The sequence below is a fragment of the Sulfitobacter pontiacus genome (assembly GCF_040790665.1).
Lineage (GTDB): Bacteria > Pseudomonadota > Alphaproteobacteria > Rhodobacterales > Rhodobacteraceae > Sulfitobacter > Sulfitobacter pontiacus.
The window spans coordinates 942,353-965,504 of the sequence record NZ_CP160849.1 but is presented as its reverse complement, the minus strand read 5'-3'; the positions used below and the strand labels follow the sequence as shown (position 1 = coordinate 965,504).

27 protein-coding genes are annotated in these 23,152 nt (G+C 61.6%); 11 read left to right on the top strand and 16 right to left on the bottom strand.

Going from position 1 to position 23,152, the window contains the following annotated elements:
- Window positions 1-232: 232 nt before the first annotated feature.
- Together AB1495_RS04790 and AB1495_RS04785 are read right to left on the bottom strand one after the other, a co-directional pair.
- Window positions 233-712 carry an ATP-binding protein gene (locus AB1495_RS04790; protein WP_037942732.1) on the bottom strand — a complete coding sequence of 160 codons (480 nt, stop codon included), beginning with the start codon at window positions 710-712 and terminating at the stop codon, window positions 233-235.
- A complete protein-coding gene (locus tag AB1495_RS04785) occupies window positions 709-1,050 on the bottom strand; it encodes an STAS domain-containing protein (protein ID WP_074636394.1) in 342 nt (113 codons plus the stop codon). Before AB1495_RS04785 ends, AB1495_RS04790 begins: the two co-directional genes overlap by 4 nt.
- A gap of 87 nt (window positions 1,051-1,137) precedes the next feature.
- Between AB1495_RS04785 and AB1495_RS04780 the strand changes: the two genes are divergently transcribed.
- From AB1495_RS04780 to rarD, 4 genes are all read left to right on the top strand, one after another.
- Window positions 1,138-2,310 carry an acetyl-CoA C-acyltransferase gene (locus tag AB1495_RS04780; protein WP_074636392.1) on the top strand — a complete coding sequence of 391 codons (1,173 nt, stop codon included), beginning with the start codon at window positions 1,138-1,140 and terminating at the stop codon, window positions 2,308-2,310.
- Between the two features lie 76 nt (window positions 2,311-2,386).
- The gene (locus tag AB1495_RS04775; RefSeq protein ID WP_074636390.1) at window positions 2,387-2,842 is read left to right on the top strand and encodes a GAF domain-containing protein; all 456 of its coding nucleotides are present in this window, start codon (window positions 2,387-2,389) and stop codon (window positions 2,840-2,842) included.
- A gap of 35 nt (window positions 2,843-2,877) precedes the next feature.
- A complete protein-coding gene (locus AB1495_RS04770; protein WP_009825491.1) occupies window positions 2,878-3,501 on the top strand; it encodes a LysE family translocator in 624 nt (207 codons plus the stop codon).
- Between the two features lie 105 nt (window positions 3,502-3,606).
- Window positions 3,607-4,533 (top strand): EamA family transporter RarD, encoded by a 927-nt coding sequence (gene rarD, locus AB1495_RS04765; RefSeq protein WP_074636388.1) that lies wholly within the window; start codon window positions 3,607-3,609, stop codon window positions 4,531-4,533.
- Window positions 4,534-4,589: 56 nt separating this feature from the next.
- Here rarD and AB1495_RS04760 read toward each other — a convergent pair whose 3' ends face one another.
- On the bottom strand, window positions 4,590-5,000 hold the full coding sequence (locus AB1495_RS04760; RefSeq protein WP_037942746.1) for a nuclear transport factor 2 family protein: 411 nt from the start codon (window positions 4,998-5,000) through the stop codon (window positions 4,590-4,592).
- A gap of 59 nt (window positions 5,001-5,059) precedes the next feature.
- On the opposite strand from AB1495_RS04760, the gene AB1495_RS04755 reads away from it, so the two are divergent.
- Window positions 5,060-5,707: an RluA family pseudouridine synthase gene (locus tag AB1495_RS04755; RefSeq protein WP_005850315.1), complete on the top strand. Its 648-nt coding sequence runs from the start codon at window positions 5,060-5,062 to the stop codon at window positions 5,705-5,707.
- 74 nt (window positions 5,708-5,781) lie between these two features.
- Here the strand turns inward: AB1495_RS04755 and AB1495_RS04750 are convergent, their stop codons facing one another.
- Window positions 5,782-7,221 carry an aldehyde dehydrogenase family protein gene (locus tag AB1495_RS04750; protein ID WP_005850313.1) on the bottom strand — a complete coding sequence of 480 codons (1,440 nt, stop codon included), beginning with the start codon at window positions 7,219-7,221 and terminating at the stop codon, window positions 5,782-5,784.
- 165 nt (window positions 7,222-7,386) lie between these two features.
- On the opposite strand from AB1495_RS04750, the gene AB1495_RS04745 reads away from it, so the two are divergent.
- Entirely contained in the window at window positions 7,387-8,040 is a 654-nt protein-coding gene (locus tag AB1495_RS04745) for a peroxiredoxin (RefSeq protein WP_037965330.1), read from the top strand.
- Window positions 8,041-8,050: 10 nt separating this feature from the next.
- On the opposite strand, the gene AB1495_RS04740 is transcribed toward AB1495_RS04745, so the two are convergent.
- From AB1495_RS04740 to AB1495_RS04685, 12 genes are all read right to left on the bottom strand, one after another.
- A complete protein-coding gene (locus AB1495_RS04740; RefSeq protein ID WP_037965328.1) occupies window positions 8,051-8,767 on the bottom strand; it encodes a glycosyltransferase family 25 protein in 717 nt (238 codons plus the stop codon).
- A gap of 43 nt (window positions 8,768-8,810) precedes the next feature.
- Window positions 8,811-9,611, bottom strand: a complete 801-nt coding sequence (locus AB1495_RS04735) for a substrate-binding domain-containing protein (protein ID WP_074636386.1) — start codon at window positions 9,609-9,611, stop codon at window positions 8,811-8,813.
- On the bottom strand, window positions 9,608-10,324 hold the full coding sequence (locus tag AB1495_RS04730) for an energy-coupling factor ABC transporter ATP-binding protein (RefSeq protein ID WP_074636384.1): 717 nt from the start codon (window positions 10,322-10,324) through the stop codon (window positions 9,608-9,610). The genes AB1495_RS04735 and AB1495_RS04730 overlap by 4 nt, the downstream gene beginning before the upstream one ends.
- Window positions 10,318-11,022, bottom strand: a complete 705-nt coding sequence (locus AB1495_RS04725; RefSeq protein ID WP_037942756.1) for an ABC transporter permease — start codon at window positions 11,020-11,022, stop codon at window positions 10,318-10,320. The genes AB1495_RS04730 and AB1495_RS04725 overlap by 7 nt, the downstream gene beginning before the upstream one ends.
- Window positions 11,023-11,062: 40 nt before the next feature.
- On the bottom strand, window positions 11,063-11,194 hold the full coding sequence (locus AB1495_RS04720) for a hypothetical protein (protein WP_005850301.1): 132 nt from the start codon (window positions 11,192-11,194) through the stop codon (window positions 11,063-11,065).
- Between the two features lie 57 nt (window positions 11,195-11,251).
- Window positions 11,252-12,454 (bottom strand): formate dehydrogenase subunit gamma, encoded by a 1,203-nt coding sequence (locus AB1495_RS04715; protein WP_074636382.1) that lies wholly within the window; start codon window positions 12,452-12,454, stop codon window positions 11,252-11,254.
- An 86-nt stretch (window positions 12,455-12,540) separates the two neighbouring features.
- Window positions 12,541-13,134, bottom strand: coding sequence for a formate dehydrogenase FDH3 subunit beta (gene fdh3B, locus AB1495_RS04710; RefSeq protein WP_005850298.1), 594 nt, complete (start codon window positions 13,132-13,134; stop codon window positions 12,541-12,543).
- A gap of 13 nt (window positions 13,135-13,147) precedes the next feature.
- Window positions 13,148-16,126, bottom strand: coding sequence for a formate dehydrogenase subunit alpha (locus AB1495_RS04705; RefSeq protein ID WP_083350890.1), 2,979 nt, complete (start codon window positions 16,124-16,126; stop codon window positions 13,148-13,150).
- Window positions 16,127-16,227: 101 nt separating this feature from the next.
- A complete protein-coding gene (locus tag AB1495_RS04700; protein ID WP_005850294.1) occupies window positions 16,228-16,416 on the bottom strand; it encodes a twin-arginine translocation signal domain-containing protein in 189 nt (62 codons plus the stop codon).
- Between the two features lie 55 nt (window positions 16,417-16,471).
- Complete coding sequence (locus AB1495_RS04695; protein ID WP_074636378.1) at window positions 16,472-17,080, bottom strand: molecular chaperone; 609 nt, start codon at window positions 17,078-17,080, stop codon at window positions 16,472-16,474.
- Window positions 17,077-17,694 carry a DUF3306 domain-containing protein gene (locus tag AB1495_RS04690; protein WP_074636377.1) on the bottom strand — a complete coding sequence of 206 codons (618 nt, stop codon included), beginning with the start codon at window positions 17,692-17,694 and terminating at the stop codon, window positions 17,077-17,079. Before AB1495_RS04690 ends, AB1495_RS04695 begins: the two co-directional genes overlap by 4 nt.
- Window positions 17,691-18,227, bottom strand: a complete 537-nt coding sequence (locus AB1495_RS04685) for a DUF3305 domain-containing protein (RefSeq protein ID WP_074636375.1) — start codon at window positions 18,225-18,227, stop codon at window positions 17,691-17,693. Before AB1495_RS04685 ends, AB1495_RS04690 begins: the two co-directional genes overlap by 4 nt.
- A gap of 365 nt (window positions 18,228-18,592) precedes the next feature.
- Here AB1495_RS04685 and AB1495_RS04680 point away from each other — a divergent pair, with 365 nt between their 5' ends.
- The 5 genes from AB1495_RS04680 to AB1495_RS04660 are packed head-to-tail and all read left to right on the top strand — an operon-like array spanning window position 18,593 to window position 23,060.
- Window positions 18,593-20,545: a 4Fe-4S binding protein gene (locus tag AB1495_RS04680; RefSeq protein WP_074636373.1), complete on the top strand. Its 1,953-nt coding sequence runs from the start codon at window positions 18,593-18,595 to the stop codon at window positions 20,543-20,545.
- Between the two features lie 37 nt (window positions 20,546-20,582).
- Window positions 20,583-20,783, top strand: a complete 201-nt coding sequence (locus AB1495_RS04675) for a DUF6494 family protein (protein ID WP_009825478.1) — start codon at window positions 20,583-20,585, stop codon at window positions 20,781-20,783.
- Complete coding sequence (gene apbC / locus AB1495_RS04670) at window positions 20,780-21,847, top strand: iron-sulfur cluster carrier protein ApbC (RefSeq protein ID WP_074636371.1); 1,068 nt, start codon at window positions 20,780-20,782, stop codon at window positions 21,845-21,847. Before AB1495_RS04675 ends, apbC begins: the two co-directional genes overlap by 4 nt.
- The gene (locus AB1495_RS04665; RefSeq protein ID WP_074636369.1) at window positions 21,844-22,545 is read left to right on the top strand and encodes a biotin/lipoate--protein ligase family protein; all 702 of its coding nucleotides are present in this window, start codon (window positions 21,844-21,846) and stop codon (window positions 22,543-22,545) included. The genes apbC and AB1495_RS04665 overlap by 4 nt, the downstream gene beginning before the upstream one ends.
- Window positions 22,542-23,060: a DUF6505 family protein gene (locus AB1495_RS04660; protein WP_005850279.1), complete on the top strand. Its 519-nt coding sequence runs from the start codon at window positions 22,542-22,544 to the stop codon at window positions 23,058-23,060. The genes AB1495_RS04665 and AB1495_RS04660 overlap by 4 nt, the downstream gene beginning before the upstream one ends.
- The last annotated feature ends 92 nt before the right edge of the window (window positions 23,061-23,152 follow it).

The window sequence follows — 23,152 nt, the reverse complement described above, 5'->3', positions numbered from 1 at the left end:
GGATTGGGCACAGTAAATGTGCCTCGGCGTTGCGTACTGGGTGGGGGCTATTAAAACGCAACGCCGAGGGAAGCCATATGCAGCTACAGAACCGACGTTGCCCGCAAAGCTGGGCGGAATTATGAAACCTTTGAGGCGCTATTGCGAAGCGTTGCTTCAAGCTGCCCCAAAGGTGACCAATACTTAACCCCTGGCGGCAAAGGCCCCCCTAGTGGCGGCCCCCAAACCCAGCTTATCCGGCGGCAAGCGGAATGCGCAGCGCCAGCAGGTTCATATCACCGGTGCGCGAATATTCCAGCTCGCAGCTCAGCAACCGGATCAGGCTCCAGCCGAATCCCCCTTCCGGCAGTTCGTCAGCAAGTTTCAGCACATCGAATGCTTCACCCGGGGGGAGGGTGAACCCCGGCATCGGTTTGCCCAGATCGGTGATGCGAAACCGCAAGTCATCAGGCGCATAGGCCCCGCGCACCCCGATTAACCCCGCTTGGGGCAATCCGGCATAGGCGTGTTCAACCACGTTATTCAACGTCTCGGCCAGCACCAGTTCCACAATCTCGAGGTTTTCTTGCGATAGTCCCCGATCGGCCAGTTCTGTGCGGATATGTCCAAGGGCCGCGCGTACCGCATCGGCAGAGGCTTCCAACGTCACCTCGAACCCATAGGGGGTATCCGCCTGACCCACTGTGCCTTCGTTCCGGTTCGGGGCGCTCATGCGGGCACCTGCGCGGCCAGTGCGGCGTCCAATGTGGGGAAAAGGGGAAACACGCTGTCCATCCGCGTCAATCGGAACACCCGATCAACCGAGGGCGTCAGCCCCGCCAGCGTCAGGCTGCGGTCCGGCAACAGAAGTTTCAGCGTCGCCACCACGGCGCCAAGCCCGCTGGAATCAATAAAGGTCACCTGTCCCAGATCCAGAATAACCACAGGTGGCCCATCTTCGATCATATCCCGCATGGCTTCCTTAAAGGCGCGGGCAACGGCGGCATCAATACGGTCTTCCATCACGGATATGATTTGCAGCTGCCCTTCTGTTCTGGTCGAGAGTTTCATATGGTCATCTCCAAGGTGTGCCGGACGCCAGAAGACATAGCGCCGATACCTTACCAAAAGATGATCATTTCCCGGGGAGGGGACGAAATGGAAAAAGTCGTGATAGCAGGGGCTGCGCGGACGCCGATGGGCGGGTTTCAGGGGGCTTTTGCCGATCTGACCGCGGCCGATCTGGGGGGGCATGCGATCAAGGCGGCGCTGGATGGTGCCGGCACCAATACCGTGGATGAGGTGCTGATGGGCTGTGTGTTGCCCGCAGGGCAGGGCCAAGCCCCCGCGCGTCAGGCCGGCTTCAAGGCAGGTCTCGGCGAAGAGGTGCCGGCGACAACGCTGAACAAGATGTGCGGCTCGGGGATGAAGGCGGCGATGATCGCCTTCGACCAGATCGCCTTGGGTCAGACCGATACCATGATCGCCGGCGGGATGGAGAGCATGACAAATGCGCCCTATGTGCTGCCGAAAATGCGCGGCGGCGCGCGGTTGGGGCACGGTCAGGTGATCGATCACATGTTCCTCGACGGGTTGGAAGACGCCTATGACAAGGGCCGGCTGATGGGCACCTTTGCCGAAGACTGCGCCGAGACCTTTCAATTCACCCGCGCCGTGCAGGATGACTATGCGCTGGCCTCCCTGTCCCGCGCGCTTGACGCGCAAAGCAGCGGCGCGTTCGATGGCGAGATCGCAGCGGTTGATCTGAAATCGCGTAAAGGGTCGGTCACCATCTCGGCGGATGAACAGCCCGGCAACGCACGGCCCGAGAAGATCCCCGAACTCAAACCCGCCTTCCGCGAGGGCGGCACAGTCACGGCGGCGAATGCGTCTTCCATCTCGGACGGGGCGGCGGCATTGGTGCTGGCATCTGAAACAGCCGCCAAATCCCAAGGGTTGAATGTCCGCGCGCATATCCTCGGCCACGCCAGTCACGCGCAGGCACCGGGGCTTTTCACTACCGCGCCCGTACCGGCGGCGCAGAAACTGCTGGACCGGTTGGGCTGGCAGAAAGACGACGTTGATCTGTGGGAAGTGAACGAGGCCTTTGCCGTCGTGCCGCTGGCCTTCATGCATGAAATGGCGCTGTCCCATGACATCGTGAACGTGAACGGCGGTGCCTGTGCGCTTGGCCACCCCATCGGGGCCTCTGGCGCACGTATTATCGTGACCCTGCTGAACGCACTGGAAAAGCGCGGGCTGAAACGGGGTATCGCGGCGATCTGCATTGGCGGCGGTGAAGGCACCGCGATTGCGATCGAACGCCCCTGATTTTCCAAATGGACTAAATCCTCGGGGGTCGGGGGGCAGACAGCCCCCCGGTCCGACAGTAACAAAAGGCAATTTTATGCGCGTTGACTATCCTACCCTCTCCAAAACCCTCCACGCTTTGACCGACGGCGAAACCGACAGCGTGGCGCTGATGGCCACCGTCACTTGCGAGGTGCACCACGCCGACGACCGCTTTGACTGGACGGGGTTCTACCGTGTGACCGCGCCAGAGCTGCTTAAGATCGGGCCCTATCAGGGCGGGCATGGCTGTCTGGTGATCCCCTTCGCGCGTGGCGTTTGCGGTGCTGCCGCGCGCACGGGCGAAACGCAGCTGGTTGCGGATGTGGATGCCTTTCCGGGCCACATCGCCTGCGCGTCCTCCACGCGGTCTGAACTGGTCCTGCCCGTCTGGAACGGCGCCGGAGAGCTGCTGGGTGTCTTTGATATCGACAGCAACCAGCCCGCCGCGTTTGACCAGACCGACGCCGATGAACTCGCCGCGATTCTGAAATCTGTTTTCGCAAACGCCTAGGCCGGTGATCCTGCCCGTCAATCAAAGGAAATGTCATGAGCTTTGACGCTTGGCTCGTGTTTGCCCTGTTCTGGGTGGTGTTTGTCACCACGCCGGGGCCGAACGCGGTGAACTGTATCAGCAACGGGATGAACCTGGGCTTTGCGCGGGCGATGGTCGGGGTGCTGGCGATCCTGACGCAGGCCTCGCTGTTTCTGGCGCTGTCAGCGATTGGCGTGACGGCGCTGCTGACGGCCTCGGCCACGGGGTTCTTTGTGGCCAAGATGATCGGGGCAGGGTTTCTGATCTATCTGGGCGTGCGCGGGCTGGTCATGGCGGGCAAGCCTGTGGTGATGGAGGATCGCCCCGCCGCGTCGGTCTATTGGCGTGCCTTTGCGATTGCGACGATCAACCCCAAATCGGTCGCCGGATATCTCGCGGCCTTCAGCCAGTTCGTGCAGCCGGATGTCCCGATCTGGGACCAGATGATCGTGATCGTGCCGACGGCGCTGACCCTGACCGCGGCCAGCTATACCGGGTTTACCGCGCTTGGGGCGGGGCTGGGGCGGGCGGCCTTGGGGGCGGTGTTCAACGTCTGGTTCCGCCGCGTGATGGCGGTCAGCTTTATCATCTACGGGGTGCTGTTGGGCAGCGCGCATACGCCGATGCCTAAGGGGTGATCAAGGGCTGATCCCGCGCACCTCTGGGGCAAGTGCCCTTGGGTCAGTCTTTCCCTCTGGCCCCTGCGGTCCTGCGGGCGTAAGCAGACCCCAAGGAGACACGATATGCGCAACCCAGATACCCTTTCCAACACCCAGCCCGCCCCGCCCGAGGACACGCCCCAAGGGCTTGCCTTTGCGATCGGGGCCTACGGTCTTTGGGGGTTTCTGCCGCTGTATATGAAGGCCATCGCCCATATTCCCGCGGCAGAGATTGTCGTGCATCGGGTCATCTGGTCAGTGCCCGTGGGCGCATTGGTGCTGATCCTTCTGGGGCGCACCGCCACCCTGCGCGAGGCGTTCCGGTCGCCGCGCACGCTGGCAATGGGCTGTGTCACGGCGACGCTGATCTCGGTCAACTGGGGCATCTATATCTGGGCGGTGAACTCGGGTCATGCGCTGGACGCGGCCTTGGGCTATTACATCAACCCGTTGTTCAGCATTCTGCTGGGGGCGCTGCTGCTGGGGGAGCGTCTGTCGAGACTTCAGCTTGCGGCACTCGGGCTGGCAGCCGTCGCCGTCGCGATCCTGACGCTCGATTCCGGTCGCTTCCCTTGGGTCGCACTGAGCCTGACATTCACCTTCGGGCTGTATGCGCTGGCGAAAAAGCGGCTGCCGATCGGGCCGAACCAGGGTTTCCTGCTTGAGGTCCTGATCCTGCTCGCCCCTGCGCTGGCTTATCTGGTTTACCTGATTATGACGGGGCAAAACCACTTTGGTCAGGGCGTGCCGTTTAATACGTGGATGCTGGTGGGCTGCGGCGTGGTCACGGCGGTGCCGTTGATCTTTTACGCCAACGGAGCCAAGCGGCTGCGGCTATCGACCATCGGTATCTTGCAGTATATCGCGCCGACGATGATCTTCCTTTGCGCTGTGCTGGTCTTTGACGAACCCTTTGGGCGCGCGCGCATGATTGCCTTTCCGCTGATCTGGGGGGCGCTGGTGATCTATTCGATCTCGCTGTTTCGGCAGATGCGGCACAAACCGGCGTGACAAGGGGATAGGAGGGGCGCAGACATGTCGCGCCCCTCGGTCCCTATATCACAAGCTCAGGACAGCGCGTCCTTGAAGGCGAGGAAGCTGGGGTCTTTCATCACCCGTGCGTTCATCGCCTCGCGGAGGGCACCGATGGATTTATAGGGGCGCATCACCACCTCGAATTTGGCGATCAGACCGTCGTCACCCAAGGTGATCAGATCGACGCCAACGGCATCCAGATCCCCGATCTTGCACTGGAACTCCAGCGCCCAATCTGTCCCTTCCCCCATGATCCGGCGGTATTTGAAATCGCTAAAGACATTGCCGACGTGTCCCAGGACCGCTGCCACAGGCGCGCGGCCGGTCCAGGTCTTGTAATATGTCGGCGGCATGAAGGTGACGTCTTCCGCCAGCAGCGGGGCGATCTTTTCCGAATCCCCCTTGGCGACAACATCAATCATCTTGGTAATAGTAGGATGCATTCCGGGTCCTTTGGTACAGATTGGGTTGAAAACCTACCCTAACTCTGAGACGGACACTTATGGAAACAGAATATAATCCGCCCCAAGATCCGCTGGTTGTCCTGCATGAAGACGCCGAAGTGCTGCTTGTCGACAAGCCCGCGGGCTTGCTGTCGGTGCCGGGCAAGGGGCCGCATCTGGCCGATTGTCTCATCGCGCGGGTGCAGGATGCATTTCCGGACGCGCTGCTGGTGCATCGTCTGGATCGGGACACCTCGGGCGTGATGATCTTTGCGCTGACGCCTCATGCGCAGCGCCATCTGGGATTGCAGTTTGAAAAGCGGATGACGCGCAAGACCTATGTCGCGCGGGTCTGGGGGGTACCGCAGGAAAAGACCGGCACCATCGATCTGCCGCTGATCGTGGATTGGCCGAACCGCCCGCGCCAGATGGTCTGCCATGAAACGGGTAAACCCGCACAAACCGACTGGCGTGTGCTGAAAGACGAAGGCGACACCGCGCGGGTGCGCCTTAGCCCCAAGACAGGGCGCAGCCATCAGCTGCGGGTGCATATGCTGAGCCTCGGCCATCCGATTCTGGGCGATCCGTTTTACGCCACGGGGCCCGCGTTGGCGTATCCGCGCCTGATGCTCCATTCAGAGGAGCTGCGGTTCAACCATCCTCAGGGCGGACATTCGACCAAGATCCGCGCCAAGGCACCGTTCTAAAGGCCATAGGGCGCAGACGAAAAAGGCCACCCCGCAGGGTGGCCTTGGTTTTTACAGCGTGTCCGAAGGACAGCTTATTCAGCGGCCCAACCCGAGACGGCCTTGATCTCGGTAAAGTCCTCGATCCCGTACATGCCGCCTTCGCGCCCGTTGCCCGACTGCTTCATGCCGCCAAAGGGCGACCCTGCGGCGCGGCTTTGGCCGTTCATCTCGACCATGCCCGACCGCAGCTGACGCGCCAGACGGTTGCGACGCTCGCCATCTTGCGACTGGACATAGTTGGTCAGGCCGTAAACCGTGTCATTGGCGATCTGGACCGCTTGCTCTTCGCTGTCGAACTTCATGATCGACAGAACCGGCCCAAAGATTTCCTCGCGCGCGATGGTCATGTCGGGGGTCACGTCTGCAAAGACAGTGGGTTTGACAAAGAACCCGCGGTTCAACCCGTCGGGACGTCCGGTGCCGCCCGCAACCAAACGCGCGCCTTCGTCGATGCCCTTCTGGATCAGGTCCTGAATCTTGTTGAACTGCGATTCATTGACCACGGGGCCAATGTGACGCCCATCTTCGGAGGCAGGACCAACGGTAACCTGCGACGCCACAGCGCCTGCTTCTTCAACGGCTTTGTCATAGACATCCGACTGCACCAGCATACGGCTGGGGGCGTTACACGACTGACCGGTGTTGTTCATCATGTGCAGCACGCCGCGTTTGACAGCCTTGTCATCGGCATCGTTGAAAATGATGTTCGCGCCTTTGCCGCCCAGTTCAAGGTGGACCTTTTTCAGCGTATCCGCCGCCGCTTTCGAGATCAGCGTGCCCGCGCGGGTCGATCCGGTGAAGCTGATCATGTCGATGTCTTTATGCGACGACATCTGGCTGCCGACACCGACGCCATCGCCGTTCACAAGGTTGAATACCCCTTTGGGGAAGCCTGCCTCGTCGATCAACTCTGCAAAGATCATCGCGTCCAGCGGGCTTTCCTCGGACGGTTTCAGCACCATCGTGCAGCCCGATACAATCGCCGCGCCGACCTTGAGCGTGATCTGGTTCATCGGCCAGTTCCACGGCGTGATCAGACCGGCAACGCCCACGGCTTCGCGGATGATCCGGTCATTCGGGGCGTGATCGCCAAGCGGCTGTTCGAATTTGAACTCTTTCGCGGCCTTGATGAAGTTGCTCAGGTGATAAGAACCGGCACCAACCTGCGATGTGCGGGCCAGATCCATCGGCGCACCCATGGCCGTGCTCATCGCTTTGGCCAGATCCTCGGCGCGGGCCTGATAAACCTCTAGCAGCTTTTCCAGCAAGGCGATGCGTTCCGCCGGAGGCGTCGCCATCCAGCCGGGCAGGGCGGCCTTGGCAGCGGCAACCGCGGCATCGGTATCCGCCTGATCCCCAAGCGAGATGACCGCGCAGGGCTCCTCTGTGGTGGGGTCGATCACGTGATAGTCATTCGGCTTGGCGGGGGATACCCATTCACCGTTGATGTAAAACTCGCGCTTCTCCAGCATGGGAAAACTCCTTTTGTCATGCGGTGCCGGGGACGTTTCCCCCAGCCTGTTGCGCGTACCATGTCACCACATCTGGGGACCCGCAAGTGAGGGGGTGAAACCGGCAGCGCAACGTCTTACATAAGTGGAGAACGACAAACCGAAACCATGAAGCCGGAGAATATTATGTCCTTGCGCATCAACGATACCATCCCCGATCTGACTGTCGAAACCGATCAGGGCACGATCAGCCTGCACGATTGGGTGGGCGACAGCTGGGCGATCCTTTTTTCGCACCCAAAGGATTTCACGCCGGTCTGCACCACCGAATTCGGGGCAGTCGCACAGCTTGCCGACGAATGGGAAAAGCGCGGCACCAAGGTGATGGGTATTTCCGTGGACGGTGTTGAAGAGCACAAGAAATGGAAAGGCGATATCGAGACCTTCGCCGGTGCCAAAGCGGGCTTTCCGATCATCGCGGATAACGACCTGACCGTTGCCAAAGCCTTCGACATGCTGCCCGCCGACGCTTATCTGCCCGATGGCCGCACCCCCAACGACAGCGCCACAGTCCGCGCGGTGTTCATCATTGGGCCGGACAAGCAGCTGAAGCTGTCGATGACCTACCCGATGACCGTGGGCCGCAACTTTGCCGAGGTTCTGCGCGCGCTGGACGGCTTGCAAACCTCGACCGGAAAGGGCGTGGCGACACCGGCGAACTGGAATGTGGGCGACGACGTGATCATCCCCGCGACCCTGTCGGACGATGACGCCAAGGCGAAGTTCGGCGACTTCAACAAGATCCTGCCCTACCTGCGCACCACCAAAGCGCCCAGCTAAGCGCGGGATCTCAGGCTTTCTGAGGTCGCAACTTAACCTGCGTGCGATACCACGCCCGCTTTAATTCCCGCATCAGCTTGCCGCTGGTGCGGGTTTTTTGCTGGATGGTTGACCCGCCGATCTGATTGGCGATTTCGCTTAGCCCGTTAGGAAGCAGGGCGTGGAGCTTTTGCCCCGTCACCCAATGCATCTGCAGCCATGTATCGACAGGGCGGTCAATCTGGGTCGATCCGTCAAGCAAGCGCTGCGCGGCGTCGCGCCCCACCACCTGACAGCAACACTGCAAGCCGATCCGCTTGGGCAGGATCAACGCCATATCGCCGTCACGCGCCACGACATCTGCGGGCAGCTCTCGCATCTTGGGCGGCAGGCGCAGGTACATATCGGGCGTCATATTCTGGTGGATAAGCTGCAACGCGCGGTCCAGCTCTGGCCGCGACACGGCGAGGTCATCCTCGACAATCATCGCGTAATCCCAGCCCTGATCGACGATCATCTGCCAGCATTTGCGATGGCTTTGAAAGACGCCGATCTCGGCCGGTGTCAGGGCGAAGGGATAGGACGGGCTGTGCAGGTTGCCAGAGTGGGTGCGCACATCTGCGACCTGCGTAGGGTCGCGGCCATTCACCGCTTCGACGACCTGCGCATCGGGCAGATCCTGCAGCAACCGCGCGACATTGGCGTGCCGCGCGGTGCTGGTGGACATATGGATGATCAATGATTTCATGCGGCTTGATACCGCGCATGGCGAGGTTCTCAAACCGTTTAAATCACTGCTCGGCGTTAAAGGTGAACAGCTTTTCGCCGTTGATCGTATAGCTGTCGATCAGGTCTTTGGCGCGGTCGCCGACCAGCCAGTCTTCCAACTGGGCCGCGGCGTCTTTGTTCACATGCGCGTGTTTCTCGGGGTTCACCGGAATATAGGCATATTGGTTGAACAGCACCGGATCGCCCGCAAAGAGAATTGCCAGATCGGCCTTGTTGTCAAAGTTCAGCCAGCTTGCACGGTCGGACATGATATAGGCCCCCATCCCTGCAGCGGTGTTGAGGCTCGCGCCCATGCCCGCGCCAACAGCTTTGTACCATTCACCGAATGTCGCGGGGTCCAGATCAGCACCGGCCCAAAGCGAGAGTTCTTTCTTGTGGGTGCCGCTGTCGTCGCCACGGCTCACGAAAGGGGTCTCGGCCGCTTCGATCTTGACCAGCGCGTCCTTCGCAGCCTCTGCGTCTTTGATCGCGGCGGGGTCGTCATTTGGGCCGATCAGGACGAAATCATTATACATGATCTCGCGGCGGTGGGTGCCATAGCCGTCGGCGACAAAGGCCTCTTCGGCTTTCTTGGAGTGCACCAGAATGGCATCGACGTCGCCCGCTTCGCCCAAGCGCAAGGCTTGACCGGTGCCGACGATCAGCAGTTGCACGTCAAGGTCCAGATCTTCTTTGATGGCGGGCAGCAGAACGTCGGACAGACCAGAGTTGTTGAAGGACGTGGTGACAGCCATTTTCATGGTGTCCGCCTGCGCAGCCGTGGTGCCAAGTGCTAGAACAAGAGCGGGAATCAAGGATTTCATATCAAAATATCTCCATTCAGGAACGATTTGAATTCCGGGGTCTGCGGGGCGTCAAACGCATCGGGCGCCGGGCCAGCCTCGTGAATGCGACCTTTAAACAGAAACAATATTTCAGTTGCAAGGCGCCGCGCCTGACCCAGATCATGCGTCGCCATCACGATGCGCGTCCCTGAGTGATGGGCAGATTGCAGCAGCGCCTCTATATCCTTGACGGAGCGGCCATCCAGATTGGCGCAGGGCTCATCCAGCAGCAGCATCTCGGGGGTGCGGATCAAGGCGCGGGCGAGGGCGAGCTTTTGTTTCTCGCCACCGGACAACCCCGTCGCGGGGCGATCCAGCGCGGGCGTCAGGCCGATACGAGCCGCCCATGCCTCTACCGCTTTGTTCACCTGCGCCTTGGGCTGGCCTAGTATCGCCAGCGGATAGCCCAGATTGGCGCGCACCGACCGGCGCAGCATCACGGGGCTTTGGAAAACATAGGCCTGCCGCATCCGCGCAAGGCCATCCGGAACGGCCCATGTGACCGCGCCTGTGGACAGCCGTTCAAGCCCGTGCAGCGCCTTGAGGAATGTCGTCTTGCCCGCACCATTGGGCCCCAGCAGGATCGTGAAGCCGGTTTTGCCAAGGGTCAGGTCCACGGGGCCCAGCAATCGCTTGCCGCGGCGGGTAACGCTGACGTCGCGCATATGGGCGGGCAGCAGGGGGGTCACCATCTGCCCTCTCTTTCTGTGCGCGACAGGGCGTGGATAATCAGGTTCACACTCAGCGCCAGCGCGATCAGCACAAAGCCCAGACCAAGCGCCAGTGCGAAATCACCCTTGCCGGTTTCCAGCGCGATGGCGGTGGTCAGCACGCGGGTGGCATGGTCGATGTTGCCGCCCACGATCATGATCGCGCCGACCTCGCCTATGGCGCGGCCAAAGCCTGCCAGCGCTGCCGTCAACAAGGCCCGCCGCCCGTCCGAGATCAGCGTCAGGATGCGCCGCGTCGGGGTGGTGTTCAGCGAGATCAGCAGATCGTGGTATTCGGCCCAAAGATCACGCATCGCCTGATGGGTGATAGAGGCGATGAGCGGCGTGATAATGATCACCTGCGCAATGATCATTGCCGTGGGCGTGAACAGCAGCCCCAGCACTCCGAAGGGACCGGCGCGCGACAGCAGCAGATAGACGATCAACCCCACCACGACGGGCGGCAATCCCATGAGAGAGTTCAGCACCGCAATCGCGGTACGGCGGAAGCGGAAACGGCGGATGGCGAGCCATGTGCCGAAGGGCAGCGCGATGGTCGAGGCAATGACCAGCGCCGTCAGGCTGACCTGCAACGACCTGAGCGTAATCTCGATCAGGTCGGGATCGCCGGTGACAACCAGCCAGAACGCAGAAGAAAGGCCCGCCCAGATATCATTCATCGGGCGGGCCGTCGGAGTTTGCTATGCATAGGATGCGGTCTTAGTCGCCCAGCCGGACATTGCGATCAGACGAGGTCTGCTCGGCCGCGGAGAACCCTGCGTTGTCCAACGCAAAGTTCATGCCCGCAGCAAGGATGACCAAGGCGACGATGGCAGTGATAAAAGCTTTCATTCCGTACCTCGTTGATGCGCATTGGCACGCTGGGTGGGGGGCGTTGGGTGCATCATATCACTCTGCCGGCTGCGTGCCAGAGGCAGGTTTACCCTGCTTCGTGACAACTTCGTCGGCCCAGATGCTGTGGTGCTCGCGCGCCCATTCAAGATCGACATCGCCCGACCCCATCGCCTCGAACGCGCCTTCCATGCCGAGTGTCCCGATATAGATATGCGCGATGATCACAGCCATCAGGACAAAGCTGATAACGGCGTGCCACAGCTGGGCGTATTGCATTTCCTCTTGCGGGGTCAGCGTGGCGTCTATTGTGCCAAGCCCCAACAGTTGCGGCACGCCCATGTCATTCAACAGCGCCAGCGTGGGTTCGAACATCGTCAGTTCGAACGGGAAGAGCAGCGAAATACCCGAGACAGAGATCGAGGTGCCCAGAATGATGACGGCCCAGAAGATCAGCTTTTGACCGGCGTTGAACTTCTTGGCGGGGGGGTGACCCTTGCCGAAGATGCCGCCGCCCTTGAGGATCCAGTTGATGTCTGTGCGATCCGGCAGATTGTGGACGATCCACATGACGAACACCATCACCAGCCCCAGCATGAAAGCCCATGACACGTTGTTGTGGATCCACTTGCCCGCGATGGCAAAGGTCGAAAACGCCTCGTGCCCGAACAACGGGATCAGCAGTTTGCGCCCCGCAAGCGATACCAGACCGGTGATCGCCAGCAGGATGAAAGAGCTTGCGATCAGCCAGTGGCCGAAGCGTTCGATGAATTTGAACCGTTCGATGGTGATACCCGCGCGCCCGTGTTCGATACGGATACGTCCGCGGATCAGATAGAAAATCGCCATCAGCACGACGGTGACACCCAACAGCAGGCTGCCATAGGTCAGCAGCGGGCCGTGACGGAAGTTCAGCCACCACATGCCACCGTCCTGCATCAGAACCTTGGCCGCAGGTCCGCGGTTGCTGGCGCGCGCGTCGGGCAGGGCGTCCGCCCGGATCTCGCGCCACAGGTCCGCATCGGATGCGCTACCAAGCGGTCCAAGGTGAGATTCGGCCGGGGGTGGGTTGCCCTCAAGCGGTAAGGGAAGCTCGGCCCCAAAGGGCACGTCCTCGCCGCGTTGGCGGGCCATGATGTCTTCAAGCGACTGTTGGCCCGGTTGCAGGACCGAGGCATCGCCCGAGGTGTCCTGCGCGGCGGAAAGACCGGCAAAGGACACAAGAAATATGAGAGGCAGCAGAACGCGCAGCAATGTCATCGGGACCTCCGACAGGATAAAGATAGTTGGCCCGCCAGCAGCAGGTGCCAGCGGGCCAAGGAAAGCATGAATATGCGAAAGGGGGCTTAGCCGCCCTTTTGCTCGTATGCCGTGCCCCAGCCCCAGGCGCCCGAGCCAAAGCCGCGTGCGACAACGCGTTCGCGGTAGATGCCCGAGACGACATCGCCGTCACCGGCCAGCAGCGCTTTGGTCGAACACATCTCGGCGCAGATCGGCAGCTTGCCTTCGGCGATCCGGTTGCGGCCGTACTTCTGGAATTCCGCTTCGGAGTGGTTTTCCTCGGGGCCACCGGCGCAGAAAGTACATTTGTCCATCTTGCCGCGCGACCCGAAGTTGCCCGCCTGTGGATACTGCGGCGCGCCGAAGGGGCAGGCGTAGAAGCAGTACCCGCAACCGATGCACAGGTCTTTTGAGTGCAGAACGATGCCGTCGTCGGTCTGGTAGAAGCAGTCTACAGGGCAGACCGCCATACAGGGCGCATCGGAACAATGCATACACGCAACCGAGATCGACCGTTCGCCGGGTTGGCCGTCCTGAATGGTGACGACCTTACGGCGGTTGATGCCCCACGGTACTTCGTGTTCGTTCTTACAGGCCGTGACGCAGGCGTTGCATTCGATGCAGCGTTCGGCGTCGCAGAGAAACTTTGCTCTTGCCATCTTGATAGTCTCCTTACGCTGTCCAGATTTTGCAGAGAGTAGCTTTGGTCTCTTGCATCTGAGTTACTGAGTCATAGCCATATGTTTGCGCGGTGTTGGTGGATTCACCCAGGACGTAAGGGTCGGCCCCCTCTGGGTATCTGTCCCGCAAATCAACGCCTTCCATGTGGCCGCCAAAGTGGAATGGCATGAACGCCACGCCGCTTTCGACACGTTCCGTGACCATCGCCATCACCTTGACCTTGCCGCCTTCGGGGCCTTCGACCCAGACATCGGCACCGTCACGTACACCCAGATTGTTGGCGTCGCGGGTGTTGATCTCGATGAACATGTCCTGCTGAAGCTCGGCCAACCAGGGGTTGGATCGGGTTTCGTCGCCGCCCCCTTCGTATTCGACGAGACGACCAGAGGTCAGCACGATCGGATAGTCCTTGGAGAAGTCATTCTCCTGGATGGACTTATACATGGTGGGCAGGCGCCAGAACTTCTTGTCGTCATAGGTCGGGTAGTCGGCGACCAGATCACGACGGTTGGTGTACAGCGGTTCGCGGTGGATTGGCACCGGATCGGGGAAGGTCCAGACCACGGCACGGGCCTTGGCGTTGCCGAAGGGGGCGCAGCCATGCTTGATCGCGACGCGCTGGATGCCGCCCGACAGGTCGGTCTTCCAGTTCACGCCACCGGTGTCGGCGATATAGTCCGACGGGGTCTCGCCGGTCTGGGATGTTTCACCGACTTCCTCGTTCGGCTTTGCGTTCGCCGGTTGGCCTTCGGGATAGCCCGCAACATAGTTGATCACGGCCATCTCTTCGTCGGTCAGATCCTTGTCCCAGCCCAGTTCACGCAGCATGGACATGGTGAACTCGGGGTAGCCGTCCTTGATCTCGGAACCAGCGCTGTAGACGCCTTCGGCCAGTAGGTTGTCCCCGTCACGTTCCACACCGAAACGGGCGCGGAAGGTCAGACCGCCTTCGGCAACGGGCAGCGACATATCGTACAGGTTCGCCGTGCCGGGGTGGTTCATCTCGGGGGTGCCCCATGCGGGCCAAGGCATACCGTAGAAGTCCCCGTCGGCCGGTCCGCCTTTGGCGCGCAGCGTGGTGCGGTCAAAGGTGTGCTGGTTGGCCATGTGCATCTTCATGCGCTCGGGGCTTTGTGCGGTGTAACCGATGGTCCACATGCCGCGGTTGAACTCGCGGGTCAGGTCCTCGATGTTGGGTTCGTCCCCGTCCAGCGCGATGTTCTTGAACAGACGGTCGCTGAAACCGAACTTGTCCGCGAACAGCTTGATGATCGTGTGGTCGGGCTTGGATTCGAACAGGGGCTCGACGACCTGATCACGCCATTGCAGCGACCGGTTGGACGCGGTGACAGAGCCGCGGGTTTCGAACTGGGTCGTTGCGGGCAACAGATACAGCCCATCTTGGCGGTCCTGCATCACGGCGGACACCGTTGGATATGGATCGACCACGACCATCAGGTCGAGTTTCTCCATCGCGGTGACCATTTCCTTTTGACGGGTCTGCGAGTTGGGCGCGTGGCCCCACAGAACCATCGCGCGGGTGTTGTCCGGCTGGTCGATGTTTTCCTTGTCTTCCAGCACGCCGTCAATCCAGCGGCTCACGGGGATACCGGTGAGGTTCATCATCGAGGTGTCGTTGAACGACGCCTTGGAGAAGCGGGATTGCAACCATTCAAGGTCTTCTTCCCAAACCCGCGCCCAGTGGGCCCATGCCCCTGCGGACAGACCATAGTAGCCCGGCAGCGTATCGGCCAGAACGCCCAGATCGGTGGCACCCTGAACGTTGTCGTGGCCGCGGAAGATGTTGGTGCCGCCGCCTGCGGTGCCCATGTTGCCAAGAGCCAGCTGCAGGATGCAGTACGCGCGGGTGTTGTTGTTGCCGTTGCTGTGCTGCGTGCCGCCCATGCACCAGATCACGGTGCCGGGACGGTTGTTGGCCAGGGTGCGCGCAACGCGTTCAAGCTGCGACGCAGGCGCGCCGGTCACGCGTTCGACTTCTTCGGGTGTCCACTTCGCGACTTCGTCACGGATCTGGTCCATGCCCCAAACGCGGGTGCGGATGAATTCCTTGTCTTCCCATCCGTTCTCGAAGATGTGCCAGAGGATACCCCAGACCAGCGCCACGTCCGAACCGGGACGGAAGCGGACATATTCATCCGCGTGGGCCGCCGTACGGGTAAAGCGTGGATCGCACACGATCATCGGCGCGTTGTTCTGCTCTTTCGCTTTCAGCAGGTGCAGCAGCGATACGGGGTGCGCCTCGGCAGGGTTGCCGCCGATGACAAAGATCGCCTGGCTGTTGTGGATGTCGTTGTAGCTGTTGGTCATGGCGCCGTAGCCCCATGTGTTCGCAACGCCCGCAACGGTGGTGGAGTGACAGATACGCGCCTGGTGGTCGACGTTATTGGTGCCCCAATAGGCCGCGAACTTGCGGAACAGATACGCCTGTTCGTTGTTATGCTTGGCCGAGCCGAGCCAGTAGACGGAATCGGGACCGCTTTCTTCGCGGATCACGTTCATCTTGTCGCCGATCTCGTTGATCGCCTGTTCCCAGCTGATCCGAACCCACTGGCCACCCTCTTTTTTCATCGGGTATTTCAGGCGGCGTTCACCGTGGGCGTGTTCGCGTACCGACGCCCCTTTGGCGCAATGCGAGCCAAGGTTGAACGGGCTGTCCCAGCCGGGTTCCTGACCCGTCCAGACGCCGTTCGACACTTCGGCGATGACGGTACAGCCAACCGAACAGTGGGTGCAGACGGATTTGATCGTCTCTACCGCGCCGCTGACGGCGGTGGCAGCTGACGCTTGTGTGACAGAGCCCGCGGTCGATGCGATCGCCGCAAGGCCGCCGATGGCCAGACCGGATCCACGCAGGAATGCGCGACGGTCAACGGATTTTTCCGCGATGTCGGATAGCATGCCCGCCCGCTGGGGCCGCCGTGCCATCCCGTTGGTCTTTTTCCGAAGCATAATAGTCTCCCTTGATGCCCGCGTGCTCTGACCGTGTGGGTCGGACCGGGGCTGAGTTTCCCTCCCGCGGTGGTTAGGCGCGCGGGTTGTTGATCACTGAATTAGAAGCGTGTGCTTTCCAGATAGGCGCGGGTGTGCGCGGTATCTTGCATCTTGTCCGACTGCAGATCGACTGGCTGCGCCTCGGCGGCGGTGCCGCTGCTGGCCACGGCAACGGCGGCTGCCGGTGCGGCTGTCCCTGCCAGTTTCAGGAAATTGCGGCGGTTGGTGCCTTTGGTATCCTGGGTCATGGGTTGTACCCCTTTCCTTGGTTATGCGGGGGGAAGCCCGCCTGATGTGGTGCGGTTATCCCGCCGTCATACGAAATGCTTCGCGTTCAATGTCCATGAAGGCGCTGCCGACTGCGGCAACCCCGGCATATAGGACGGAGTTCTTGGCCCCTTGCAGGTCGGTAAAGAAGTGACCCGCCCAAGGGGCGATGTGTTTGTTGAAAAACGCCCGCTGCGTGGCGTCGCTGGCCGGAGCCCCAAAGCGCCCGACGATCATGCCGCCCATCATCTCCATCAGGGATGCGATGTTGTCTTCGGGTTCAAAGACATTCTCGGCGCGGCTGATGCGCTGTGCGGCCATGTCGCTGCGCAGGGCGGCGAGGGGCTTTTCGTTCAGAAAGCCGGTCAGGTAGTAGCTGGCATAGGGCAGCAGTTCGCCCCGACCGAGACCAATGAACAGCGCGTTGAATTCGGTTTGCACTTTCTTGGGGGGCATGGCCTTGGCCACGCGCGCAAGCCCGTTGATCGCTTCGCCCAACGGGCTGTCATCGCCGGACAGGCCGGCGGTCTGGTCCAGCAACATCTGATCCGCAGGGCGGGCCAGTATCACGCCAAGGTAATTGTACAGATCGGCGCGCAGGCGATCTTCGGCAGAGACTTGGGTGGCTTGGGCGGCAGCGGTCATGCGCTTTGCTCCTCAAAACGAAAGGCCATGCGGCGCGGGGGCAGGGCTGCGGGTTCTTCCATCGCTGTTTCGGCGACGGGGGGCTCTGCGGGGGTATCCGCTTGGGCCACGGCGACGGCGGGTGCGTCGACCTCTGCCGGAACGACGGGCGTGGTCGGCTCTGTTTCAGCAGGTGTTTCTGCGGCATCGGTGGCGGTGTCGAGCGCGGCCGCAGCCTTGCGCGCGACATCTTCGATATGACGGCGCAGCCCTTTGCCAACCTCATAGCTGGTGGTGAAATTCGTCACGGCAGAGGCTTGGGTATAGTCGTCAGCGTAGTCGACCAGATCATCCAGACAGGCCAGTGCCGGATCGGAAACCCACAGTTTGCGCAGTGCACGGCGGCGCAGGTGTTCGGGGATGGCACGCGCCATAAAGGCCGAGAAATCATCACCCGCTTTCAGCGTGTCAGGGTCGGGCAGATCGAACTCTGCCAGCAGTTCGGCGTCGGATTTTTCCGCCAGCGTGGCCTGATGCTGCGCTTCTGCCTGCTCTGCGGCGGCTTGCTGCGCGGCGGCTTCCTCTGCCCTGACGGCAGCGCGGCGGCGATCCCAGAAGGATGTGTGACGGGTCATTGCGAGGACCCCGAACGCGACGTGCGCGGTGCGCGGTAGACATCGGTCGTCTGCGAGATGCGCGCGTCGCCGATCCCGTCTTGCTTCGGCTCTTGGTATTTGTCGCGCCGACGCTTCACAAAGGCCTCTTCTTCGTGGTGCGTGTCGACATAGGCGCTGATCCAGGCATGGACCTGCGGCGTCATCATGACCTTTTCGACGATATCTTCGCCATTGTCGCTATAATCCTGCGCCTCATAGGGGGAGGCTGTGACCATCACGACATCAAGCGGGCGAGCAGGGTCGCGGGTTTCGCGGCAGATGATATAGAGACAGGGCACATTTGCGGCGAGCCCGTGCACATAGGCTTCGGTATCGGAGCGGTACAGCGTTAGCGGCACAGTGGTCACGTGATAGTCGGACACCTCGCCTTCGGTACGCAGCAGCTTCCAGTCGGCGGGGTCGGCACCGGGCAGGACACAAACCGCACGCCAAACGACCTTCGCCCATTTCGTCACGCCGGGTGACTTGCGAAGGACGACCCCGACGGGCATCGATTGCGCTGATTTAAGCGGTGCGTTCAATTTGGTTTCCGATGATGTTTCAGGCGTTTCCGGCCTCATATTGACGTAATCATAACGCGTATCAAAGAGGATTCTAGGGTTGAATCACACAGTTTTGTGATTGCTGCGGTGCGGCATTTACCGTGCGTCAGCATTTGTCATATTTGACTGGGGTTTCGGTCTTTCTGACTGTTTTTGTTAGGTAATTCATGCCGTGGGTGCGAACGGCCTTTTTGCGGGACGCAGGGGCAATTAGGGGTTTGCGGCGGGTCGCGAACACCACTAGCTTGGCGTGCGAACGCTGACAGCGCCTTGCCGCTTGACCCATCCCATCCGGTGCTGTCCCCGAGGAGATTATGGAAAAGACTTTTCTGCTGTGCGACTGTCTGGGCAGTCAGGATATTGACGCGCCCGCCTTGTCAAGGGCGACGGGTCTGCCGTGCTCCAAGGTCTATAGCTGTCTGTGCACCGACCAGATCGGCACCGCGGCAGAGGCGATGGCCGCGGGCAACACCGTGATCGCGTGCCAGCAGGAACGTCCCCGTTTCGAGGAGCTGGCCGCCGAGATCAACGCAGAGGTTCCCCAGTTCGTCGATATTCGCGACCGCGCCGGCTGGCACGACGATCAGGGCGACGCGACGCCCAAGATGGCCGCCCTGATGGCGGAGCAGCAGCTTGCCGCACCGGCACCACGGGTGATGGATGTCGTGTCTGAGGGCACGTGTCTGATCATGGCCCCGCCCGCGCTCGCGCTTGAGGTGGCAGAGACGGTGGCCGATACGCTGGCGGCGACGATGCTGTGGCAGGGCGATTATGACGGGGCGGTTGATCCGCGTTTTGACGTGGTCAAAGGCGACCTGCGCAAGGCGTCGGGCGCATTGGGCGATTTCAGCCTGACCTTTGACCAGTTGCAGATGTTGATCCCCGGTGGGCGCGGCGTGCCTTCGTTCACCGCGCCGCGGGACGGGGCCAAGTCGCAATGCGATATCATTCTGGATTTGACGGGGAATACATCGCTGTTTCCCGCGCCGCACAAACGTGACGGCTATCTGCGGGCCGATCCGGGCAGCAAGCCCGCCGTAGCAGAGGCCGTGCGCGAGGCCATGCAGATGGTCGGCACCTTTGAAAAGCCGCTTTACGTGCGGCTGACTGAAAGTCTTTGCGCCCATTCGCGGGCCGGGCAGGCCGCCTGTTCCAACTGTCTGGACCTCTGCCCGACGGGGGCGATCACCTCGGCCGGGGAACATGTGGCGATTGACCCGATGATCTGCGCGGGTTGCGGTAGCTGTTCTGCGGTTTGCCCCTCGGGGGCGATCACCTATGATGCGCCGCCCGTGGATACCCTGTTCCGCCGGCTGTCGACGCTGGCATCCACCTATCGCAAGGCAGGCGGCACCGCGCCGCGCTTGCTGGTGCATGACGACGACCACGGGGCCGAGATGATCCGCCTTTACGCGCGTTTTGGCGCGGGCTTACCGGTTGATGTCATCCCGCTGGCTGTGGATGCGCTGGCGGGGTTTGGCCATGCAGAAATGCTCGCCGCACTTGGCTGCGGCTTTGCGCATGTGGATGTATTGCTGTCGCCGCGTACAGAGCGTGACGTGATCGAGGTGCAGGCCGAGATTGCCCGCGCGATCAGCGGCACCGATACGATCCGCCTCATTGATGTGGCCGACCCCGATGCGCTGGAAACCGCACTAGTCACCGAAACCGCGCAGCCCGCGCATGACACGCTGCTGCCCCTTGGCACCCGCCGTCAGGTCGCACGGCTTGCGGGCAAGACCCTTCAGCCCGAGGCCAAGGTGATCGACCTGCCCGACGCCGCCCCCTATGGCGCGGTGCTGGTGGATACCGATGCCTGCACGCTCTGCCTGTCCTGTGTGTCGCTTTGCCCGTCCGGGGCGCTTGGCGATAACCCCGATCTGCCCCAGCTGCGCTTTCAGGAAGATGCCTGCCTGCAATGCGGGCTATGTGCGAACGTCTGCCCCGAGGATGCGATTACACTGAAGCCGCAGTTGAACCTGACCGCGCAGGCCTTCACCCAAGTGGTGCTGCACGAGGAAGAGCCCTTTGCCTGTATCGAATGCGGGTCGCTGTTCGGCGTGAAATCCACCGTGGAAAAGATCACCGAAAAGCTGGCGGGCAAGCACGCTATGTTCGCCTCGTCCGAGGCGGCAAAGATGATCCAGATGTGCGACAACTGCCGGATCAACGCGCAGTATCACGCGCAGAACAATCCGTTGGCTGGCAAAGAACGCCCGCGTGTGCGCACATCCGAAGACTATTTCAGCAAGCGCAAGGACCACTAAGCGCTGTGCCGACCCACCCAAAGAACAGGAGAAAATCATGAGCGATGATTTCAACATGTCGATGCGCAAGTTCCTCAAGCAGGTCGGTGTGACCTCGCAGCAGGCGATCGAAGAAGCGATGCGCGAAAACGGCGACACCGGCGGCAAGACCTTCGAGGCCAAGGTGGTGCTGACCATCGACGGCCTGGACCTTGAACATGTCGTGACTGGCAAGATCCAAGGGCAGTCCGAAGCGTGAGCGTCACCCGTGATGCCGTACTGGCCTGCCTGAAAACCCTGAACGATCCCGTCTCCGGTAAGGATATTGTAGAGCTTGGGCTTGTGAAGGCGCTGACCGTCGACGACGGCGCGGTGCGCTTTGTGCTTGAGGTCAACCCGAGCCACGCCGACGCCTACGCCAAGCTGCGCGACGAGGCCGACGCCGCTGTAAAGGCGCTTGAGGGCGTTGCCTCTGTCTCGGCCGTGCTGACGGCCCATTCCAAGCAGGCACCGCCGCCCGACCTGAAGCTGGGGCGCAAGTCCGAACCCGCGGGGCCCGAGAAGATCCCCGGCGTGGACCGGATCATCGCCATTGCGTCGGGCAAGGGCGGGGTGGGTAAATCTACCGTTGCCGCGAACCTTGCCTGTGCGCTGGCCGCCGAAGGGCGTCGCGTGGGCATGCTGGATGCCGATGTCTACGGCCCCTCGCAGCCGCGGATGCTGGGCGTGTCCGGGCGGCCTGCGTCCCCCGATGGCAAGACGATCCTGCCGATGCGCAACTTTGGCGTGACGATGATGTCGATCGGGTTGATGACCAATGACGATCAGGCGGTGGTCTGGCGCGGCCCGATGCTGATGGGCGCGTTGCAGCAGATGATGATGCAGGTCCAATGGGGCGCGCTGGATGTGTTGATCGTCGACCTGCCCCCCGGCACCGGCGACGTGCAGATGACGCTGGCGCAAAAGGCCCATGTGGACGGCGCGATCATCGTCAGCACACCGCAGGATGTGGCGCTGCTGGATGCCCGTAAGGGGATCGACATGTTCAACCAGCTGAAGACCCCGATCCTCGGGATGATCGAGAACATGAGCACGCATATCTGCTCTAACTGCGGGCACGAGGAACATGTCTTTGGGCATGGTGGCGTCGCCGCCGAGGCTGAAAAGCTGGGCGTGCCTTTGTTGGCCGAGATTCCGTTGCATCTGGATATCCGTGTCGCGGCTGACGGGGGCGCGCCGATTGTGGTGTCGAAACCCGACAGCGCGCAGGCCGAAGGCTTCCGCAAGGTGGCCAAGGCCCTGATCGCGGGCGGGCACGCATGAGCGACAGCCCCGTCTTCCCCCCTTTGTTGACCGGCGCACAGGCGGAGGACCCGTTCGCTCAGGCCTGCGCAGAGGCGCGGCAGGGGTGTGATGCGGGGCTGGTGCTGTATAATCTGGGGCCAAGCGTATTGCAGGCCGCCATCGTCTTTGCGCCCGAGGTGCCGCTGGCCCGGGCGATGGTGATGCTCCCGCTTTGTGCCGTGGGCTTCCAGAACGCGCTTGGCGCGCTCGCCCCGCCAGAGGTGGGGGTGCATCTTGCCTGGAACGGCGATCTGCGTTTGAACGGTGCGATCTGCGGCCAGATGCGGGCGGCGTCGTCTGATACAGACCCGCAACACGTGCCCGACTGGCTGGTCGTTGCGTTTCACGTGAAGCTATTGCCGCAATCCGACACGCCGGGCGAAACGCCGGATGTCACCACACTTTATGGCGAGGGGTGTGCCGAGGTGAGCCCGGTCGAGCTGCTAGAGGCCTGGGCGCGGCATATGCTGGTGGCGCTGAACCGCTGGGATGACGAGGGCGCGGGCCCCTTGCATAAGGAATGGACCGGATTGGCCTGGGCCATGGGCGATCAGATCACCTATGGCGATGTGACGGGCGACTTTACCGGTATCGACGAAAACTTTGGCCTGCTGCTGAAAACCGATACGACCACGCAACTTATCCCCCTGACCGACCTGCTGGAGCCAACCCCATGAGCGATCTCTTCCTCGCCCGCGCCATCCACTTTGATGAAAGCGACCGCAATGTGTTCCACGCGCCCGCGCGCACGGGCGAATGGTGCGTCTCTGGCGGGTTCGAATTTTCGAACTGGTCCGAAGGTGATCTGACCGGCAAGGCGCGGCAGGCCTTCGCGAATGGCTGGATGGGCGTAGAGACGTTTGGCCGCGTCACCTTTGTTGCCGTGACCAAAGCCGAACCCTTCGAGGTTGAAGCGATCACCTTGCAACTGATGAAGCATTTCGTCGAGATCTATGGCGCGCCATCGCCCGAAGCGGCTCGCCCCGTCGCGGAAGAGGAAGTCGCCCAGATGATGGAGCTTTGCGCCGACCACGCGCCAAACACCTTGCTGACCGTCGCACGCGAGCTTTCCGACAGCGGTGTGCGCGAAAGCTATCGTTTCATTGAACCGCAGGATGCGGGAATTGACCAGTTTGCGGTACACGGATCGTTAGACGATGACGATCATGGCGGGCACGGCCATTCTCACTGACAGTTAACTATACGAAACGCCCTGTCCGGCTATCCGGTCGGGGTTTTCCCTGATCTGGGCCCGGATCGGGCCAAACATTCCCCCAAATAAAT